This is a genomic window from Pontivivens nitratireducens (assembly GCF_011290545.1).
GTDB classification, from domain to species: Bacteria; Pseudomonadota; Alphaproteobacteria; order Rhodobacterales; family Rhodobacteraceae; genus Pontivivens; species Pontivivens nitratireducens.
The window spans coordinates 2,668,091-2,686,464 of sequence record NZ_CP049811.1; the positions used below are offsets into that span (position 1 = coordinate 2,668,091).

Consider the following 18,374-nt stretch of genomic DNA (forward strand, 5'->3'; position numbering starts at 1 on the left):
GCCTGTAATAATATCTGTCCGCTGACTGTGGCAAAGACAACACAGGGTTCATCGCATCGTTTCACACTTGCGTGAGATTACGTAGTCCGCGCCTGCAATTTCGCAACCAGGGCCTCGAACGCTTCGCCGCGCGCCTCGAAGCTGGCAAACTGGTCGAAGCTGGCGCAAGCGGGGGCCAGCAGGACCGTATCGCCGGATTTCGCAGCGGCGTGAGCCTGCGCGACCGCCTGATCCAATGTGCTGCTGATCCGGTGCGGACATGCGCCCAGCGATCCGGCGAAATTCTGTGCGGCCTCTCCGATCAAATAGGCGCTGCTGACCCGGTCCATCAGGGGCAACAGGGCCTCGATGCCGCCTGCCTTTGCCACTCCGCCCGCGATCCAGTGGATGTTGTCGAAGGCCAGCAGAGCCTGCGCCGCCGCATCCGCGTTCGTGGCCTTGGAATCGTTCACATAGCGGACGCCATCGATGGTCGCGATCACCTGACAGCGATGGCGCAGGCCGGGATAGCTGCGCATTCCGCCCTCGATCTGCCGTGGCCCCAAACCGAGCGCGCGGCCCACCGCAAACGCGGCGCAAGCATTCTGATGGTTGTGCGCACCGGGCAGACCGGCAATGTCGCGCAGATCGAAGGACGCGACCTGACGGCCCTTGCGCCATTCGGCAAGGTGCCCCTTGCGCGCGAAGACTGACCAGTCGTCCCCCGTCAGCCGCTGTCCTGAGGAGACTCTGATAACCGGATCGCCCGTCGCGGCCTCCTCACGCAGTTGCTGCACCAGATACCTGCCCTCGACCTCATCCACCCCGATGATCGAGCGTTCGGGACCGCCCTCCGCGAACAGGCGGCGCTTTGCCGCGAAATATCCACCCATGCCGCCGTGGCGGTCCAGATGATCGGGCGAAAGGTTCGTGAACACCGCGATATCGGGGGACAGGGCGCGGGCCAGCTCGGTCTGATAGCTTGAAAGCTCCAGCACCACGACACCGCCATCGCGGCCCGGATCCAGGTCGAGCACACCACGCCCGATATTGCCGCCCATTTGCACGGACATTCCGGCAGCTTGCAGGATATGCGCGATCAGTGCCGTCGTGGTAGACTTGCCGTTCGAGCCGGTGACGCAGACCACGCGGGGGGGCCGCTCGAACTCATCCCAATCGGGGGTGGCGAAGCTGCGAAAGAACAATCCGATATCGTTGTCCACGACCGCATCGTGCCGCCACGCCTGCTCGATCGCGGGATGCGGCGCGGGATACAGATGCGGAATACCGGGTGAGGTTATCAGCGCGCCGATCCCGTCCCAGACATTGTCGCGGGTCAGATCGGCGATGGCGAACCCCTCGGCCTGCGCGGCTGCACGAGCCACCTCACCATCATCCCAGCAGATGGGAATCGCATCGCCTGCCGCCAGCGCACGCGCCGTGGTCAGGCCGGAGCGGCCCAATCCCAGCACCGCGACCTTGCGCTCCGCATAACCACGCACTGGAATCATGATCCGCCCCCAATTTTCTCAATAAATATCCCCGATGAAGGCGGTTTAACGCAGCTTCAGCGTGGCCAGTCCGATCAAGGCGAGAATCAGCGCGATAATCCAGAACCGAATGACGATCGTGCTCTCGGCCCAGCCCTTTTTCTCGAAATGGTGGTGGATAGGGGCCATCAGAAACACCCGCTTGCCGGTCTGCTTGAACACCGCGACCTGAATGATAACGCTCAACGCCTCCACCACGAACAGGCCGCCGATGATGCTCAGGACGATCTCGTGCTTGGTGGCGACGGCAATCGCGCCCAGCGCGCCCCCCAAGGCGAGCGAGCCGGTATCGCCCATGAACACCGCAGCCGGTGGCGCATTATACCACAGAAAGCCGAGGCCCGCGCCGATGACGGCGGCACAGAAAACCGTGATTTCGCCGGTCCCCTCGACGTAATGCACATCCAGATATTCGGTGAAGTCAGTCCGGCCAACGAAATACGCGATGACCCCGAACGAGGCGGCCGCGATCATCACCGGCATGATCGCCAGCCCGTCCAGCCCGTCTGTCAGGTTCACTGCATTCGCGGCCCCGACGATGACGATCATCGCGAAGGGGATGAAAACGAACGAAAGGTTCAGCAAGACATCCTTGAAGATCGGAAAGGCCAGTTGGCCTGACAGCTCCGGCGTATGCAGATACATCGCCCAGATCGCCGCAGCACCTGCCACCGTGAATCCGATCGCCAGCCGCACCTTGCCCGAAACACCCTTGTGATTGCCCGCGCTGACCTTGGCATAATCGTCCGCAAAGCCGATTGCCCCGAAGCCGAAGGTGACCATCAGCACCATCCACACCCAGCCGGAATCGAGCCGCGCCCACAGCAGGGTGGAGATCAGCAGCGCCAGCAGGATCAGCACGCCGCCCATGGTGGGGGTTCCTGCCTTTTCGATGATATGACGTTCAGGTCCGTCCGCGCGGATTGGCTGGCCCCGTTTCTGCCGTCTGCGCAATTCGTCGATCAGCGGGCGACCGAAGGCGAACCCGATGATCAGCGCGGTCAAAAACGCGCCACCGGATCGAAAAGTCAAATATCTGAACAGGTTGAAGACGTCGCCGCCGTCGGAAAGATTGGTAAGCAGGTAAAACATTAAGCGTCCTCATCCTCGGTGCTCTGCGCTGGAACCGCCTGCCCCAGTTTCAGTACCGCGTCAACGACCCGCGACGCGCGCGAGCCCTTCGATCCCTTGACCAGTGCGACATCGCCCGCATCCAGCAATCGTCCGGCCCGCGCGGCCAGCTCGTCCGCTGTGGCGTACCATTCGCCGCGTCGCGCCGGCGGCAACGCCTTGTGCAAAGCGCGCATCAATGGACCCGCACAGTGAATCCGGTCGATCCGCTCGATGGCCCGCAGGTCCGCCAGTGCGGCGTGATGCCGTTCGGCATCCGGTCCCAGTTCGAGCATATCTGTCAGAAACGCCACCCGGCGCCCCTTGGCCACGCGCCCGATGCCGTTCTTCGGCTCGGCAGCATCCAGCACATCAAAGGCCGCCGCCATCGAGGTGGGATTGGCATTATAGGCGTCGTCGATCAACAACAGCGATCCGTCGATGGCCGCCTGACCCAACCGGATGCGCCAACGCGCGCCGCGCCCGTCAGGCGCGCTCCACCGGCCCAGACGCATCGCGGCCTGTGCGACATCCGCGCCGACAGCCTCCACCGCGGCAAGGACCGCCATCGCGTTCATCGCAAGATGTCGCCCGGGCGTGCCAAGCTTGAACAACAGCCGATCCCCGCGCACCCGCGCAATCGCGCAGGTGGTGGCGCCGCGCAACCGGGTGGAGATCAGACGGAACATCGGGCGACCCGCCCCGCCGAAGGTCACGATGCTGGCCCCCGCCCGCTCCGCCCGCCGGCGCACCGTACGGTAGGTCGCGTCATCTCGATTGAGGATCGCCGTGCCCCCCGGTTCGAGACCCGCCACGATGGAGGCCTTTTCCCGCGCGATACCGCGAACATCGGTGAAGGCCGCGGCGTGAACCGCGGCGACTGTGGTGACTATCGCCACATGCGGGCGGGCCAGACGCGACAGCGGTGCGATCTCTCCCGGTGCGTTCATCCCGATCTCGATCACGGCGAAATCCGTCTCTCGCGGCATGCGCGCCAGAGTCAGCGGCACGCCCCAGTGGTTGTTGAAGCTGCGCTCCGCCGCGTGGACGATGCCGACCTCACCCAGAACCGACCGGAGCATGTCCTTGGTTCCGGTCTTTCCAACCGATCCGGTGACAGCGATCACCTTGCCGTGCATTCGTGCGCGTGCGGCGATGCCCAGTTCCTCCAGCGCCTTCAACACGTCCGGCACGATCAGCAGGGGCGCATCCTCGGCCACGCCCTCGGGCCGATGGCTCACCAGCGCGGCCGCAGCGCCTGCGGCAAGCGCCTGCGCCACGAATTCATGCCCGTCGCGCACGTCCTTGAGCGCGACGAACAGATCGCCGGACTGCAATTCGCGTGTGTCGATGGACACGCCGGTCGCGCTCCACGCCTGGGGGCCGGTGCCGCCGGTGGCCTGTTGCGCCTCCTGTGCTGTCCATAGAGGTGTCATGACGGCTCCCCGCCGTGCTGGGCGTGCTGGTCGTGGGAAATATTCCCGCCGGATGCATAAGACGCCATCATTCCGCCGTCACCGCCGAACGTCGCGCGACCTCCACATCATTGAACGGCAATGTTTTATCACCCACGATCTGGCCCGTCTCGTGACCCTTTCCGGCGATCAGCAATGTATCGTGCGGACCCAGCATCGCCACCCCGGCGGCGATCGCCTGCGCCCTGTCCCCGATCTCCCGCGCGCCTGGGGCCCCGGCCATGACGGCGGCGCGGATGACGGCTGGATCCTCGCTGCGCGGATTGTCGTCGGTGACGATCACCACATCCGCAGCCTGCGTCGCGGCCTCACCCATCAGGGATCGCTTGCCCGGATCACGGTCGCCCCCGGCGCCGAGGATGCAGATCAGCTTTCCCTCGACATGCGGGCGCAGCGCGCGCAGCGCCGTGGCGATGCTGTCGGGCGTGTGGGAATAATCGACGTAGATCGCCCCGCCCGAGGTGGCATGGGCGGCCAGCTGCATGCGCCCGGCGACCGGCTCCAAAACCTCCAGCGCGGCAAAGACATCCGGCGCGGCACCGCCGCATGCCAGCGCCAGTCCGGCGGCCAGCAGCGCATTTTCCGCCTGAAAGGAGCCGATCAGCCGCAACGATGCGGTATGCTCCGCCCCCGCATAGGCGAATGTCACGCGCTGGCCGGAAGCCTCAAACGTCGTATCGCACAGGCGCAGGTCCGCTGTCGAAGTCCGACCAACGGTCAGAACCTTGCGCCCCGCCCCCTTGGCGCGCGCGATCATGCGCTCACCCGCGTCGGTATCCAGATTTATCACGGCGGTAGCGCCCTCGGGCAGGACGCGGTCGAACAACAGGCCCTTCGCGGCCTCATAATCCGCCACGGTCGCGTGATAGTCGAGGTGATCGCGGCTCAGATGGGTGAAGGCCGCAGCGCGCAAGCTGACACCGTCCAGCCTGCGCTGCGCCAGGCCATGGCTCGACGCCTCCATCGCGCCGTGGGTGACGCCGCGCCCGGCCAGATCGGCCAGCAGGCGGTGTAAGGTCACCGGCTCGGGGGTGGTGTGGCTCAACGGTGCGCTGACCGCGCCCTCGACGCCTGTCGTGCCGAAATTGACCGCACGAAGACCCATCGCGGACCAGAGCTGTCGTGTGAAACTGGCGACGGAGGTCTTGCCGTTCGTCCCCGTCACGGCGACCATCGTTTCGGGCTGCGCACCGTACCAGCGCGCCGCAACCCCGGACAGGGCCGCGCGGGCATCCTGCGCGACCAGCCACACGGCACCGTCATCGGGCGTCGCATGGGCGTAGCCATCCTCATCCGTCAGGATCGCCACGGCTCCCGCGGCGAGGGCGTCCGATGCGAAACGGGCACCATGGGCGTTGACCCCCGGCAGGGCCGCGAACAAAACGCCCGGTCGCACATCGCGGCTGTCCACCGCCAGACCCGTGATCTGCGGCGAGCCGGAACCGCGGCGCAGACTCGTCAACCCCAGCGAGTCCAGCGTTCTGGGCGTCATGTTCGGTGCTTCGGTCACGCTATCGTCCATTCCTTCAGGTCATCGGCGTGCCGCCGAATTTCCTGCGAGTTGTAGCCCTGCGCCATGCCCGAAAGACAACGCGCAAGCCAAGTTGTGTCACTGTGCAACGCGCGCCAGTGTGGTGGTCCCCTGATCCGCAACGATGACCTCAGGCGTCGGCCGCATCCCCAGGATCGGCGCGATGCGCGTCACCAGCATTCCCATCGTCGGCGCCGCCGTCCAGCCAGCCGTGCGTCGGATCATTCCGGCGGCAAATGTCTCCGGCTCATCCAGCGAGACGACGACGACATAACGCGGATCGGAGGCGGGGAACATCCCCGCGAATGTGGCGATCACCTTGTCATCGGCATAACCGCCCGCGACGGGCTTGTCCGCCGTACCGGTCTTTCCGCCGACCTGATAGCCTTCGATATCGGCGTAGCTGGCCGTGCCGCGTGACACGACGGCCCGCAGCATCTGGTTCAGCGCCTGTGAGGTTTCGCGGCTGACCACGCGGTCCTCCTCGGTTGGGGCGGGAGCCCCTGCCAAGAGCGTCGGGCGCACGCGCAATCCACCGTTCACGATGGACGCATAGGCAGAGGCCAGATGCAGCGGGGTCGCCGCCAGCCCGTGCCCGTAGCTGATCGTCATGGTGCTCAGTTCGGACCAGCGCGGCGGCAACAGCGGCCTTGCGCTGCGCGCCTCGGGCAATTCGACGGGGGAGGCATCGAAGAAGCCCAGTTCGCGCAGAAAATCCTGCTGCGCCAACGTTCCCGTTTCCAACGCGATCCGGGCGGACCCGATATTTGAGGATTTGACCATGACCTCCGTCAGGGTCAGTTCCGGCCCGTAATTGTGAAAATCGCGAATGCGAAACCGGCCCCAGGTCAGCGGCCCGCGCGTGTCGATGATCGTGCCGGGGCCGGCCACTCCGCGTTCCATCGCATTGGCCGCCGCGAACGCCTTGAAGGTGGAGCCGAGTTCGTACACGCCCTGAGACGCCCGCGAAAACAGCAGATCGCCCTGCGGCCCGCGCGGGGCCGGGCGATCGTTCGGATCGAAATCGGGAAGCGAGACCATCGCCACGACCTCACCGTTTTGCGCATCCATCACGATGGCGGCGGCACCGATTGCTGTAAAATTCTCCATCTGGGCGTCCAGCACGTCGCGCACCGCGTTCTGGACGCGCATGTCGATGCTCAGTTGCAGCGGAGTATTGACCTGCGCCGGATCGCCGAGGCGTTCGTCATACTGGTATTCGATGCCAGCGACGCCTTCCAGCTCTGCCGCGCGCGCGCCTTCCCGTTCGTATCGCGAGCCGCCCAGAATGTGCCCGGCCCGCTGCCCCTGCGGGTAGACGCGCGTCTCACGCGGGCCGAAATAGACGCCGGGCTGGCCCAAGTCGAACACCGCTTGTTGCTGCTCGGGACTGATCTCGGAGCGGATCCAATGGAAATTGCCGGGGCGCTCAAACTTCTCCAGCAGGGTTTCGGCGCTCAGATCGGGAAAGATCGCGGCCAGTCCCTGCGCCACGCCGGCCTTGTCCACCATTTGCCGGGTTTCGACATAGATCGCGTTCGTCACCATGTTCGTCGCCAGCAGGACACCGTTGCGATCAACGATATCCGCCCGGTGCGCCCGGATCGGATCGCCCGCGATTTCGCGCACGGGCTCCTCGGGATCGGTTGCGGCGATCAGGGCCATCTTGCCGCCCACGGCAGAAAACCCCATGACGAACACGGCGCAGAGCAGCCATAGCCGCCATTCGGCACGGCGCCGCTCCTCGGACCGGCGGTTGCGCAGGACCGCTGCGCGGCGTTCAGCCTCGGCCAGATCGGGATCCAGCCCTTGCGACCGGGCCGCGATTACCCGTGCCAGCGGTCTGAGGGGAACCCGCATCATTGCGCCAGCCCCGCCTCTTGCAAGGTCATGGGTAGACGCCCCTCACCCAGTGCCACGGCCCGCGTCGGCGCAGGAACGAAGATATCATGCACGGGATAGGCCACCATACGCAGCTCCCCGAAATGATCCGGGTGCAGCGGCATCAGGCCCAGCGTGGCAAGGTGCAGTTCGACCAGAGCCTCCAGCCGCTCGGGCCGGTTCAGCCAGGCCCACTCGACACGCAGCACCGAAATGGCCTCACGCTCCGCCGCGATCTCCCTTTGCAGGGTCGCCACCTGCTCCAGCGCGGATTTCGTGCGGTAGTTGACCTGATAGGCCCAGAACGCCACCCCGACGACCAGAGCGATGGCCAGAACGTAGATCGGAGATTTCATTTCGACCCTCCTTCGGATGACAGCAAAGTCCGGTCCAATCCCGGCAGGCCGAGGCCCGCCACATCCGCCGCGAACGGCGCGGCGTCCGTACGGCGCGCGGCGCGCAGTTTGGCGGAGCGGGCACGCGGGTTGCGCTCCAACTCATCGCGCCCTGCCGTCACGGCCTTACGCGTTATCATCTCGAAACTGGGGGGCGTCACGTGCTGGACCGGCGCGTATCTGCTGCCGCCGCCGCCCTTGCCCGCGCGATCCGCCAGGAACCGCTTCACGATCCGATCCTCCAGCGAATGGAAGGTCACGACGATCAGCGTGCCGCCGGGTGCGAGCATCCGCTCCGCCGCCAGAAGGCCGCGCACCAGTTCGGCCAGCTCCTCATTCACGGCGATGCGCAGCGCCTGAAAGGTGCGGGTCGCGGGGTGCGGCTGACCCGGTTTGCCGCGCGGCACTTCCTTGCTGATGATCTCAGCCAGAGCCAGGGTCGAATCCGCGACCGGCCGGGCCGCGACGATGGCCTTCGCGATGCGGCGCGAGGCGCGTTCCTCACCATATTGAAAGATGATGTCGGCCAATTGCGCCTCGGTCGCGTCATTCACCAGATCGAACGCGCGCAGACCGTTGCGGCCCATGCGCATGTCCAGCGGGCCGTCCTTTTGAAACGAGAAGCCCCGCTCTGCCTCGTCGATCTGCATCGAGGAAACGCCAATGTCCAGAACCACGCCGTCCAGCGCGTCGGCCCCGGCATCGCGGGCCAATATGTCGAGTTGCCCGAAGGTTCCGGGCAGAAAGGTGAACCGGTCGGCATAGGGCTGCGTCCAGGTGCCCAGCTCGGCCTCCGCCCTGGGATCACGATCCACGCCCATGACCCGTTGCGCGCCGGCGTCCAGCAATGCGCGGGTGTATCCGCCCGCGCCCAGAGTTCCGTCCAGCCAGACACCGCCGACCGGGGACGCGGCGGCGATGACCTCATCCAGCAATACGGGTATGTGCGGTGCGCCGGTCATGCCAGATACTTCTGCTGCGCCGCGCGCATCAGGACGAACAGATCATCCGGGGCGGGTTCGGCCTGCAACCATTCCAGCATGTTCGCCTTGTGCGCGGCATATTCGGCTGGCGACCAGATCTGAAAGCTGTCGATGAGGCCGACGAAAACCGCCTGATCGGTGATGTTTGCCTTCGCCTTCATCTCCGCCGTCAGGCCGAATCGGCCGTTGTCGTCCAGCGTCAGGTTGTCCGATCCCGCGGCCAGCAGCGCCGACAGGGCGTCACGTTCCTTGGCGAATCGCGGAAGCGCCGCGACATCGTCGTCGATCTTGGCCATTTCATCGGTGGTATAAACGTTGAGACATTTGCGGCGGTCCTGATTCTTGACCACGACCATCGGCACGGGCGCGCCTTCGGCCCATCCCTCGACACCTTCGAGAACCCGGCGAAACGGCGCAGGTACGGAGACGCGACCCTTCGCGTCCACCTTATGCGTCGATTCTCCACGAAACCTCAGCGCCACGCAACCTGTCCCCTGTTAGCACGCACAGTATAGGGCTTTAATAGAAACGGCGGGTGCGCCGCTCGATTGCACACCCGCCGACTGTCCCTCGAAGATCTACCGACGCATTGGCTGCATTGGTTCGGTTTGCGCCTTATTATACTGCTGTCGTGCCTTCTTTTTGTCTCAGACGAGAGCTTGCCTGTATGAGTTCTGCCAACTCCCGGCCGAATTCTTTGAACGATCCGATCCGGTTCTGCTCTCGTCTGTGAATGTTTTAACATGGGAAGACATGGGAAACAAACAAATTTGATGGGATTTGAGCACAATCTGGCAGGGAACAGTTTACCGGAGAAGCAGGCGAAGCAGGTTAAACACAACCTGTCGTCATATAAGACCGCCACACCCACTACATATAGCGAAGTCTCGCGCCCCGTATCGGTGGGAGAAAATTGCACGTCTGCCCATATGTGCCCGCAAGCGCCGGAATTTGATGTGCGGAGGGTCTATAAGCCGGATTCTGTCCAGGAGGGCCTGAGGCCTTCCCTGAATGATCATTCCTCTGGGCACACGTTTACACGTGGCCTCAAGCAGCCAACCCGAATCGTCGGGGCGAAAGCAGCCCCGGACCCGAAGGCCCACGCGATTCCTATTCGGCCTTGCTCCCGGCGGGGCTTGCCATGCCCGGTCTGTTACCAGCCCGGCGGTGGGCTCTTACCCCACCGTTTCACCCTTCCCCGGCCGCAACCGGGGGGTCTGTTCTCTGTGGCGCTGTCCCTCGGGTTACCCCGGCCGGGCGTTACCCGGCGCCGTGTCTTTCTGGAGTCCGGACTTTCCTCGACGTTGCCGCCGCGATCATCCAACCCTCCGCACGCCATCCTGATAGCGCCGCCCGTGCCACGACGCAAACCACTTCGCGCGATCTGCGCCGGTAATCTGGACGTTCCGCCCGTTTGGACGTAACGCAGCCAAGTGGCGTCGCCACCTGATCCCATTCGCACCCCGAAAACGAAGGCACCCCCAACTCCATGTTCGCAGAACCAATCGCCTATCTGGCCCGCATCACCGATCTGCCACCGGGCGATCTGCTGATCCTGTGCGCCATCGCGGCATTTGCGGGCGTGGTTCGGGGATTTTCGGGTTTCGCACTGTCGGCATTAGTGATGGCCACAGGCACGGCGATCCTGCCGCCGGTGGCGTTGATCCCGTCGCTGTGGTTTCTGGAAATCACGGCGAGCGTGCTGATGGTGCGCGGCGGCATCGCGGAGTCGGATCGGGGGGTCGTGACGGGTCTGGTGGTCGGAGCCTTGGTCGGTACGCCCATCGGCCTCTCCATCACGACCAGCGTATCCCCTGCCCTGTCCGCAATGATCGCCCTCTGCGTCATCATCGTGCTGGCGGCAACGCAGCTCGCGCGGATCCGCTTCGCGTTTCTGTCGACGCGGCCCGGTCTGCTGATCGCGGGCATCGTATCGGGGGTCGTAACCGGGTTGGCTAGCGTCGGCGGCATGGTGGTGGCGCTCTATGTGCTCGCCCGCGACGCACCGGCACGGCAGATGCGAGCGTCGTTGGTGATGTATCTGTTCATCTCCTCCGCCGGGTCCGCCGTGTTCATGGTGATCTACGGCCTGTGGGATGCGACGACCGTTTCGCGCGGTCTGGTGTTGAGCGTTCCGACAGGGCTGGGCGTCGCATTCGGGCAGCGGATCTTCATTCCGTCGCTGGAGCGGTTCTATCGCCCGCTGTGCCTGCTGCTGCTGATCGGGCTGGCGGCCACTGGGCTGTTGCACCGGTTGCTCGGCTGAGGGGGCTGGGCTGCTGACGGGATGTTGCGCCCCGCCGACGGCGCGGTGACTCCGGCGGGGATATTTGGTGAAAGTGAACCGGTCAGGCGGATTCGGCCAGCAGGGCCGCGTTGCCGCCTGCGGCGGTGGTGTCGATGCAGACATGGCGTTCCATCACGCTCCGCTCCGCCACCTGGGCGCTGCCGACCAGCGGTACGATCGGGCCGGCGCGTTGTGCCAGGGCCTTGCGCAGCGCGCGTCGCGGCTCCGTCGTCACGTCGGAGGCCACGACGGCGACGTTTCGCAATTGGGTCAACGCCTTCGCCGGTAGAACGCCGTCGATCCCCTCACCGGCTGTCGCTCCGGGTGCGACGATGACAGCGCGGCAACCGGACTTTGCCGCCTCGGCCACCTGCGCCCGCGCCGTTTCGATGCTGGGGCCAAGACACAGAACGACACCGCGGCCCAACGTGGAAAGCCGGTTCGATTCGCCCGTCGGACCGGGCAGATCAATCTGCTTCAGTTCGACCTTCGGTCCGACGGCCTGGTCGAGCGCGCGCTGAACATCATCGAGGGAGGCAACCCTGCCCGCCCCCTGCGGTTCATGTGCCTTCGCGGTGGCGGTAAAGCGTGGCAGGTAATGAGGTCCGCCCGCCTTGGGCCCCGTGCCCGACAACCCCTCCCCCCCGAACGGCTGCGATCCGACGATCGCGCCGATCTGGTTTCGGTTGATGTAGATGTTTCCGACCTCCAGCCGGGCGCAGACCTGCTCGACCCTGTCGTCGATGCGGCTGTGCATCCCGAAGGTCAGGCCGTAGCCTCTGGCGTTGATCACATCTACGACCCTGTCCAGATCGCGCGCATGGAAGGTGGCGACATGCAGGACGGGACCGAAGATTTCCTCCTCCAGCGCCTCGATCCCCGACACCTCGATCAGGGCGGCGCTGGTGAAGGTGCCGGATGCCGGCTTCGACAGACGCTTGCGCAGGCGGCCCTCGGCCTCGGCCCGGGCCACGTGCGCCTCGATCTTCCGACGTGCGGCGTCGTCGATCACGGGGCCGATATCGGTGGACAGGTTCCACGGATCGCCCGTGACCTGTTCGTCCATCGTGCCTTCGAGCATTCTCAGGAATGCCGGGGCAACATCCTGTTGCACATAGAGCACCCGCAGAGCGGAGCATCGCTGCCCTGCCGACTGGAACGAGGACATCACGATATCGCGCACCGCCTGTTCGGGCAGAGCGGTCGAGTCCACGATCATGGCGTTCAGGCCGCCTGTCTCGGCTATCAGGGGGGCGTCGGGCGCCATACCGTCAGCCATTGCGCGGTTGATCCGCATCGCCGTAGCGGTTGAGCCGGTGAAACAGACACCGCCGATACGCGCATCGGAGCTGAGGGCCGCCCCCACCACAGACCCCGCGCCCGGCAGGAATTGCAGCACCGCGCGGGGCACACCGGCCTGATGCAACAGCCGCACCGCCAGCGCCCCGATCAGCGGGCTCTGCTCCGCCGGTTTGGCCAGCACACCGTTGCCGACAGCCAGCGCGGCGGAGATCTGACCGCAAAAGATTGCCAAAGGGAAGTTCCAGGGGGAAATGCAGGCGAAAATACCCGCAGGTGCCATCCCCTCGACCGCTTGCCCGGCATAATATCGCAGGAAATCCACTGCCTCTCGCAGTTCCGCGACGCCGTCGATCAGGGTCTTGCCGGCCTCACGGGTCAGCAGGGCGAAGATCTCTCCGAATGCGCCCTCCATCAGGTCGGCGGCGCGCAGCAGGACGGCCGAGCGCTCGGCCACTGGGGCGTTCCAGGTCGTCGCATGTGCGATTGCCGTCTGCGCATCCGCGAAGCTGGCATCGCGCACCGTGCCGACAATATCGTCGGGCCGCGCCGGGTTCACCCGCTCAACCGCCTCGACCGGGGCGGTGGCCACAGCCAGTATCGGCGCGGCCTGCCACCTGTGACTTGCGAAGGGCGTGCGGGCCGCCTCGATTTCGTCGAGCGTCGTGAGGTCGCGCAGATCGAAGCCCCGCGAGTTCGCCCGGCCCGGAAAGATATCCGCCGGGTCCGTCACCGATGGCTGGGTCCGCGCGGCCTGCCATGCCGCGAAGGGATCTGCGGCAACCACGGCGGGGGGAACGTCCGCGTCCACGATCTGATTCACGAAGGAAGAGTTCGCGCCGTTTTCCAGCAGGCGCCGCACCAGATAGGCCAGCAGATCGCGATGCGCCCCGACCGGAGCGTAGATACGGCACCGCGCGCCCGGCTGACGCAGCACGATGTCATAGAGCGCGGCCCCCATGCCGTGCAGGCGCTGAAACTCGAACGTCTGATCCGGCTGCGCCATTTCCAGAACGGCGGCGACCGTATGGGCGTTATGTGTCGCGAATTGCGGATAGATCCGGTCGGTCAGGCCCAGCAGTTTTTGCGCCACGCAGATGTAGCTGACATCGGTGGCGGGTTTGCGGGTGTAGACCGGAAATCCGGGGCGGCCCTCGACCTGTGCGCGCTTGACCTCCGTGTCCCAGTAAGCGCCCTTGACCAGACGGACCATGATCTTGCGGTCCAGATTTTCTGCCAGCGCATACAGCCAGTCGATCACAGGGGCTGCCCTCTTGCCATAGGCCTGAACCACGACGCCAAAGCCATCCCACCCGGCCAGTTCCGGATCCGACAAAACCGCCTGGATCACGTCGAGCGAGATGTCGAGGCGGTCAGCTTCCTCGGCATCGATGTTCAGGCCCATGCCTGCTGCGCGGGCCTGTCGCGCCAGATCGGTGGTGCGCGCGACCAGTTCGGTCATCACCCGCTGCCGCTGCGCCACCTCGTAGCGCGGATGCAGGGCGGACAGCTTGATCGAGATGCCGGGATTGTCGCGGATGTCGTCGGCGGTGCAATAGGGGGCCAGCTTCGTGATGGCATCGCGATAGGCTTGCATGAAATTGTCGGCGTCGCGGGCAGTAAGTGCTGCCTCTCCCAACATGTCATAGGAATAGGTGTAGCCTTCGGACTGGCGCTGTTTGCCACGCTTCACCGCCTCCTCAATGGTGCGGCCCAGCACGAATTGATGGCCCAGTTCCTTCATCGCGCGGCCGACGGCGGTGCGGATCACCGGCTCACCCAACCGCTTGACCGCGCCGTGCAGCGTTGCGGCAACGCCCTTGCGGCGATCCTCCTTCAGCACCTTGCCCGTCAGCATCAGTGCCCAGGTGGATGCATTGACCAGCGAGGAGGACGATTTTCCCAGATGTTCCCCCCAGGAGGACGGCGCGATCTTATCCTCGATCAAGGCGTCTATGGTCTCAGGATCAGGCACACGCAACAGCGCCTCGGCCAGACACATCAGGGCCACGCCTTCGTCCGTCGACAGGCCGTATTCCGCGAGGAACACCTCCATCACTCCGGGTTTCGCGTCAGTGCGGATCGCCTCGACCAGCGCGGTGGCACGCCTCACGGTTCGGACACGCATGTCGTCGCCCAAGGGCTGTTCACGCATCAGAGCGTCCAGCGCCGCATCATCGGGGGCGACATGCAAGGTACGGATCGTGGCGCGCAAGGCGTCCAGACGGGGCGTGCTCTCAACGTTCATTGAGGAAAATCCTTGATCAGGTTACACTTGCAGTCTACCCCCCTTCGGAAAGTTTTTTCGCCTGCGTTTGCAGTTTATGAAAGCAAATCGCCTGAGATTTCGGCCCATCTGCGGGAAAGTTGAGGTTATATCCATGAATGACGGTCAACTGGATGTTTTCGACCGGAAGATTCTGACGATCCTGTCGCAGGACGGGCGGATCGCGGTCACGGACCTCGCCCGGCATGTGGGCCTGTCCAAGAGCCCCTGTCAGGTGCGGATGAAACGCTTGCAGGCCGATGGCTACATCCAGGGATTTCGCGCCCAGCTCGACCCAGGCAAGATGGGGCTGGAGCATGTCGCCTTCGTCGAGGTTCGCCTGACGGACACGACCGAAACCGCGCTGAAGGCTTTCGCCGCCGCCGTTCTGAAAGTGCCCGAGATCGAGCAGTGCCACATGATCGCGGGCGCGTTCGACTATCTGTTGAAGGTGCGCACGCGCGACATCATGGGGTATCGGCAAGTGCTGGGGGAGAAAGTCTCCGCTCTGCCCTTCGTCGCCAGCACCTCCACCCATGTTTCGATGGAATCGATCAAGGACGATGGGTTCTGAGGGCCACGCCGGTCGTGCCCCGATAGCTTGCGCAAAACGTCGCGGTGCGAAATGGCGCCGAAACCGCCCCTTGACCCTCCAGTCACTGGAAGCCTTATGTGACAGGGCGAAGGAGTTCCCCATGCCCAACATTACGCTGCAAATCCAGAACATGACCTGCGGTGGCTGTGTCGGCCGGGTCGAGGCCGCATTGGCGAAAATGCCATCCGTGCAGGATGCGCACGTCAACCTTGCGACGAAAACCGCCAGCATCACCACGACGGATATTGCCGGCACGACCGAAGGTCTGGCCGCTGCCGGCTATCCCGCGCAGGAGACCACGACGGAGCTGACCATCAACGGAATGCATTGCGGATCCTGTGTGGGGCGTATCGAGCAGGCGCTGTTGGCATCGCCCTATGTCGTCGGGGCGAAGGTCAACCTCGCGGCGGAAACGGCGCAGGTGCGCCATGTCGGTGAGGTCGATCTGATCGGCATCGTGCGCGACGCCGGATATACAGCCGAAATTGCGACGGACGACCTGCATATGGAGGAGAAGGCGGACGAGACGGCGCAGATCCTGCGTCAGGTCATCATTGCCGCGATTCTGGCGGTGCCGGTTTTCATACTGGAGATGGGTGGGCACCTGATCCCCGCATTTCACATGGCGATCGAGCGCAGCATCGGCCTTCAGACCAGTTGGATCATCCAGTTCGTGCTGACCACCGCCGTGCTGGCCGGTCCGGGGCGGGTCTTTGCCCGGTTGGGATGGCCTGCCTTGTTGCGGGGCGCGCCGGACATGAATTCGCTCGTGGCACTGGGCACGACGGCGGCGTGGCTCTATTCGACCGTGGCCACTTTTGCGCCCGGATTGCTGCCGGAAAACAGCCGCGCGGTCTATTTCGAGGCCGCCGCCGTCATCGTCGTGCTGATCCTGCTGGGCCGCTGGATGGAGGCGCGCGCCAAGGGCCGTGCCGGGGCCGCGATCTCCGCGCTTGCCGGATTGCAGCCGCGCACCGCGCGGGTCGAGGTGGACGGAAAGGTCGAGGAACGCGACATCGCCCGCATCGTCACCGGCGATCTGGTGCATGTCAGACCGGGGGAACGCATCGCCGTCGATGGTATCGTCACCAGCGGCAACTCGCATGTGGATGAAAGCATGATCACCGGCGAACCGATGCCCGTGGACAAGAGCGACGGGGATGCCGTGACCGGCGGCACGGTCAACGGCAATGGCGCATTGGTGGTTCGGGCGCAGGCGGTCGGGCGCGATACGGTTCTGGCCGGGATCATGCGCATGGTCTCCGACGCGCAGGCCGCGCGCCTGCCGATCGAGGCGATGGTGAACCGGATCACCCTGTGGTTCGTGCCGGTGGTGATGGGCATCGCGGCCTTGACCGTCGTGGTCTGGTTGCTCTTCGGCCCCTCGCTGGCCCATGCGCTGGTTGCCGGGGTTGCGGTCCTGATCATCGCCTGCCCGTGCGCCATGGGCCTGGCAACGCCCGTGTCGATCATGGTGGGGACTGGCCGCGCGGCCGAACTGGGCGTTCTGTTTCGCCAGGGCGACGCGCTGCAAACCCTGCGAGAGGTCGAGGTGGTGGCCTTCGACAAGACCGGCACCCTGACGCAGGGCCGCCCGGAACTGACAGATTGCGAAACCGCAGATGGCTGGACCCGCGAGGAGGTCCTGGGACTGGTCGCCAGTGTCGAGGCCGGGTCGGAGCATCCCCTGGCACGCGCGATCCTGCGCGCAGCCGATCCCTTGGCAAAGGCAGAGGCATTTCAGGCGCTGACCGGGCTGGGCGCACAGGCCACCGTTGCGGGCAAGACCGTTCTGGTCGGCGCGGATCGCCTGATGGCGCAGCAGGGCATCGCGCTGGGTTGGGCCGAGGCGAAGGGTGCCGAGATCGCGCAGGCAGGCCGCACACCGCTTTATGCTGCAATCGACGGCGTTCTGGTCGCCGCACTCGGCATCGCGGACCCGGTCAAGGAAACCGCCCGCGCCACGGTCGAGGGTCTGCGAAAAGATGGTCTGCGGGTCGCCCTGCTGACCGGCGACAACCCCGTCACCGGGCAGGCCGTCGCCGCCCAGCTTGGCATAGAGGAGGTTCACGCCGGTTTGATGCCGGATGACAAGGTGGCGGTGTTGCGCGACATGAACGCCCGCGTGGCCTTTGTCGGCGACGGTATCAACGACGCCCCCGCCCTCGCCGTGGCGGATGTGGGCATCGCACTGGGTTCCGGCACCGATATCGCGATGGAAAGCGCCGATGTCGTCCTGATGTCCGGCGATCCGCGCGGGGTCCGGGATGCGCTGCATCTGAGCGAACAGACCTTGCGCAACATCCGCCAGAACCTTGGCTGGGCCTTCGGCTACAACGCTCTGCTGATCCCGGTGGCGGCGGGTGTGTTCTATCCGCTGGCGGGGGTATTGCTGTCGCCTGCTCTGGCGGCGGGTGCGATGGCGCTGTCCAGTGTGTTCGTTGTAACAAACGCGCTGCGCCTGCGGCGTGTGGGAGGGGTGCGATGAACATCGGACAAGCCGCCGAGGCGACAGGACTGCCCGCCAAGACCTTGCGCTATTACGAGGAAATCGGGCTGGTCAAACCCGCAAGGGATCGCAACGGATACCGTCGCTTCGCCACGGTGGATGTGCACAATCTGACCTTCGTGGCGCGGGCGCGGGCGCTGGGGTTCACGATCGAACAGTGCCGCACCCTGCTGGCACTGTGGCAGAACAAGAGCAGGGCGAGCGCTGACGTGCGCGCCCTCGCGCTGGAACATCTGGAACACATCGAGGAAAAGATCGCGGATTTGACGGCGATGCGCGACACCCTCTCCGTTCTGGTGACGGAATGCGCGGGGGACGACAGGTCCGACTGCCCGATCCTGACCGATCTGGCACAGCCGGACCGCCGGGGCCCCGAAGCTGCATCGCAGGCGTCATCACCCCGGTCGTCCCGCGTCAAAGCTTGAACTCCCCGTCCGACAACGCAGGTGAAATTGCCGGGCACGTCACGTAATCGGGGGCACGCCCTCTCGACAAGCGCGGCCTGAGCGCATAG

Annotated in this window: 13 protein-coding genes and 1 other RNA gene; 4 read left to right on the forward strand and 10 right to left on the reverse strand. The window is 65.2% G+C overall.

The window, feature by feature from the left end; translation table 11 throughout:
• Nucleotides 1-77: 77 nt before the first annotated feature.
• The 9 genes from murD to rnpB form a co-directional block, all read right to left on the reverse strand.
• Nucleotides 78-1,490: a UDP-N-acetylmuramoyl-L-alanine--D-glutamate ligase gene (gene murD, locus G8E03_RS13095; RefSeq protein ID WP_166192722.1), complete on the reverse strand. Its 1,413-nt coding sequence runs from the start codon at nt 1,488-1,490 to the stop codon at nt 78-80.
• A gap of 45 nt (nt 1,491-1,535) precedes the next feature.
• Nucleotides 1,536-2,621 (reverse strand): phospho-N-acetylmuramoyl-pentapeptide-transferase, encoded by a 1,086-nt coding sequence (gene mraY / locus G8E03_RS13100; RefSeq protein ID WP_166192725.1) that lies wholly within the window; start codon nt 2,619-2,621, stop codon nt 1,536-1,538.
• On the reverse strand, nt 2,621-4,075 hold the full coding sequence (locus G8E03_RS13105) for a UDP-N-acetylmuramoyl-tripeptide--D-alanyl-D-alanine ligase (protein ID WP_166192728.1): 1,455 nt from the start codon (nt 4,073-4,075) through the stop codon (nt 2,621-2,623). The genes mraY and G8E03_RS13105 overlap by 1 nt, the downstream gene beginning before the upstream one ends.
• Nucleotides 4,076-4,142: 67 nt before the next feature.
• The gene (locus tag G8E03_RS13110; protein ID WP_166194245.1) at nt 4,143-5,606 is read right to left on the reverse strand and encodes a UDP-N-acetylmuramoyl-L-alanyl-D-glutamate--2,6-diaminopimelate ligase; all 1,464 of its coding nucleotides are present in this window, start codon (nt 5,604-5,606) and stop codon (nt 4,143-4,145) included.
• Between the two features lie 117 nt (nt 5,607-5,723).
• On the reverse strand, nt 5,724-7,508 hold the full coding sequence (locus G8E03_RS13115) for a peptidoglycan D,D-transpeptidase FtsI family protein (RefSeq protein WP_166192731.1): 1,785 nt from the start codon (nt 7,506-7,508) through the stop codon (nt 5,724-5,726).
• On the reverse strand, nt 7,505-7,882 hold the full coding sequence (gene ftsL / locus G8E03_RS13120) for a cell division protein FtsL (RefSeq protein WP_166192734.1): 378 nt from the start codon (nt 7,880-7,882) through the stop codon (nt 7,505-7,507). The genes G8E03_RS13115 and ftsL overlap by 4 nt, the downstream gene beginning before the upstream one ends.
• Entirely contained in the window at nt 7,879-8,883 is a 1,005-nt protein-coding gene (rsmH, locus tag G8E03_RS13125) for a 16S rRNA (cytosine(1402)-N(4))-methyltransferase RsmH (protein ID WP_166192736.1), read from the reverse strand. The genes ftsL and rsmH overlap by 4 nt, the downstream gene beginning before the upstream one ends.
• Complete coding sequence (locus tag G8E03_RS13130) at nt 8,880-9,386, reverse strand: division/cell wall cluster transcriptional repressor MraZ (RefSeq protein ID WP_166192739.1); 507 nt, start codon at nt 9,384-9,386, stop codon at nt 8,880-8,882. The genes rsmH and G8E03_RS13130 overlap by 4 nt, the downstream gene beginning before the upstream one ends.
• Nucleotides 9,387-9,858: 472 nt before the next feature.
• An RNA gene (gene rnpB, locus G8E03_RS13135) (RNase P RNA component class A) lies at nt 9,859-10,236 on the reverse strand.
• A gap of 157 nt (nt 10,237-10,393) precedes the next feature.
• Here rnpB and G8E03_RS13140 point away from each other — a divergent pair.
• Nucleotides 10,394-11,170, forward strand: coding sequence for a sulfite exporter TauE/SafE family protein (locus tag G8E03_RS13140; protein ID WP_166192742.1), 777 nt, complete (start codon nt 10,394-10,396; stop codon nt 11,168-11,170).
• Nucleotides 11,171-11,252: 82 nt separating this feature from the next.
• Here G8E03_RS13140 and putA read toward each other — a convergent pair whose 3' ends face one another.
• A complete protein-coding gene (putA, locus tag G8E03_RS13145) occupies nt 11,253-14,738 on the reverse strand; it encodes a bifunctional proline dehydrogenase/L-glutamate gamma-semialdehyde dehydrogenase PutA (RefSeq protein WP_166192745.1) in 3,486 nt (1,161 codons plus the stop codon).
• A gap of 133 nt (nt 14,739-14,871) precedes the next feature.
• On the opposite strand from putA, the gene G8E03_RS13150 reads away from it, so the two are divergent.
• From G8E03_RS13150 to cueR, 3 genes are all read left to right on the forward strand, one after another.
• Nucleotides 14,872-15,330 (forward strand): Lrp/AsnC family transcriptional regulator, encoded by a 459-nt coding sequence (locus G8E03_RS13150; protein ID WP_205793135.1) that lies wholly within the window; start codon nt 14,872-14,874, stop codon nt 15,328-15,330.
• A 121-nt stretch (nt 15,331-15,451) separates the two neighbouring features.
• Nucleotides 15,452-17,839: a heavy metal translocating P-type ATPase gene (locus tag G8E03_RS13155; protein ID WP_166192751.1), complete on the forward strand. Its 2,388-nt coding sequence runs from the start codon at nt 15,452-15,454 to the stop codon at nt 17,837-17,839.
• On the forward strand, nt 17,836-18,285 hold the full coding sequence (gene cueR, locus G8E03_RS13160; protein WP_166192754.1) for a Cu(I)-responsive transcriptional regulator: 450 nt from the start codon (nt 17,836-17,838) through the stop codon (nt 18,283-18,285). Before G8E03_RS13155 ends, cueR begins: the two co-directional genes overlap by 4 nt.
• The last annotated feature ends 89 nt before the right edge of the window (nt 18,286-18,374 follow it).